Source organism: Streptosporangium sp. NPDC006013, assembly GCF_040614275.1.
In the GTDB taxonomy this organism is placed as follows: Bacteria; Actinomycetota; Actinomycetes; order Streptosporangiales; family Streptosporangiaceae; genus Streptosporangium.
The window spans coordinates 1-1,698 of the sequence record NZ_JBEXUE010000902.1; the positions used below are offsets into that span (position 1 = coordinate 1).

The window sequence follows — 1,698 nt, forward strand, 5'->3', positions numbered from 1 at the left end:
GTGCCCGCGTCAATGATGATCGCCCCGTCCTGCGGCAACTCGGCCAGCGCCGCCTTGGCGATACGCTCCTTCTCCGCCGTCATCACCTCATCGCGGGCGGCCAACTCGGGTTCGAATCCCAGCCGCTCGACTGGAATGGCGCCGCCGTGCACGCGCCGCAGCACGCCCGCGCGTTCCAGCGCGGTCAGGTCCCGGCGGATCGTCTCGGTGGTGACGGCGAACTCCTCCGAGAGCGTCACCACGTCCACACGTCCGACGGTCCGCGCCCGGCGCAGGATCTCCTGCTGCCGCTCCTCGGCATACATGCTGTTGATTCACCGCCGTTTCAATGTTGTTTCAGCTTTATTTACACCCGAATATGTTGGAACGTCAATGGTCGGCTCCCGTCAGGCTGAGTCGAGCATGAAAAACCTAGGTGTTTACCTGGAATGCGGGCACGCATGGGCCGGAGGGGGCGGATGCCCGAGACTTTGGAGTGCGTTGGAAACGGTGACCCTCGCCGAGGGGGAGGTCCCCTCAGCCGGGAAACGAGATGTGGGCGGACGGCACGTGGGCGGTCAGCCAGACGCCGTTGGCGCTGATCTGGAACTTGTGACCCGCCCGGTGCATCTCGCCTGAGCGAACGACCAGCACGACCGGCCTGCCCCGGCGCGCACCCACCCGGGTCGCGGTCTCCCGGTCGGGGGACAGGTGCACCGCGTGCCGGGTCATCGGCCGCAGGCCGTCCTCCCTGATGGCGGCCACGCGCGAGCCCACCGTTCCGTGGAACAGGACCTCGGGCGGCTCGACCGCGGGAAGGTCCAGGTCGACCTCGACCGTGTGGCCCTGGTTGGCGCGGATCCGGTCACCTTCTATGGTGAAGCGCCGTTTGTCGTTGCCCGCGACCACCTGCGCGAGCTCGTCGCGGGTGATCGCGAAGCCGTGCCGCGCGGCGGCGGCGAGCAGGGCGTCGATGTCCGCCCACCCCTGCGGGCCGAGGGCCAGCCCGATGCGCTCGGGCTGGTGCCGGAGGTGCGCGGAGAGATACTTGGAGACTCGAACCAGTCGTCTGCTGTCCATGGGACAACAGGATGCTGACCCGCCCCGCCGCTTTCCAGCGGGTTCGCGCGGGGCGTTTCCCGGCCTCGGGGGGACGGGCCTCAGCCGTCGGCGGCCCAGCCGTGGGTGCGCTTGAGCACGGCGGCGACGCGGGCGAAGCGCTCGGCGTCGAGGATGGAGCCCTCCCGCCGGATGTCGTCCTCGTTGAGGCTGAAGATCCGGTCAAGGCGCAGGTAGGAGACGCGGTTCTCCCGATCCCAGCGGCCGGGGCCGAGCTCCAGCCAGTCGCTCGGGTCGCCGCTGCCGCCTCGGCTGGACAGCATCAGCGCGAGCAGCTTGCGCCCGTGACGGCCGACGACCAGCAGCGGCCGGTCCTTGCCGCGGTTCGGGTCCTCCTCGTAGGGGACCCAGGCCCAGACGATCTCGCCGGGGTCGGCGAGGCCGTCGAGGTCGGGGGAGTAGTTCAGGGTCGCCGCCCGGTCGACACGGTAGACCTCGCTGACCGCGCCCCGAGCCGGCCGGGGGTCCTCGCCAAGATCACGCACAGGCGCAGCCTATTGCAGGCGCACGGTGCCCTTCAAAGGGGGGTGGCTCCGCGGGCGGGTGCCGGACACGATCGCCGCCTGGACCAGGGCCAACATCAAGGCCAGTGGATAGCGC

Annotated in this window: 3 protein-coding genes; all 3 read right to left on the reverse strand. The window is 70.0% G+C overall.

Translation table 11 applies throughout. The annotated features are described in order from the left end of the window. Positions 1-305, reverse strand: a 305-nt coding sequence (locus tag ABZ260_RS50740) for a DeoR family transcriptional regulator (RefSeq protein WP_355568462.1), incomplete at its 3' end; no start/stop codon positions are given. Between the two features lie 211 nt (positions 306-516). Next, complete coding sequence (locus ABZ260_RS50745; protein WP_355633071.1) at positions 517-1,059, reverse strand: RNA 2'-phosphotransferase; 543 nt, start codon at positions 1,057-1,059, stop codon at positions 517-519. Positions 1,060-1,139: 80 nt separating this feature from the next. Further along, positions 1,140-1,583 (reverse strand): type II toxin-antitoxin system PemK/MazF family toxin, encoded by a 444-nt coding sequence (locus ABZ260_RS50750; RefSeq protein ID WP_355633074.1) that lies wholly within the window; start codon positions 1,581-1,583, stop codon positions 1,140-1,142. Positions 1,584-1,698 lie beyond the last annotated feature (115 nt).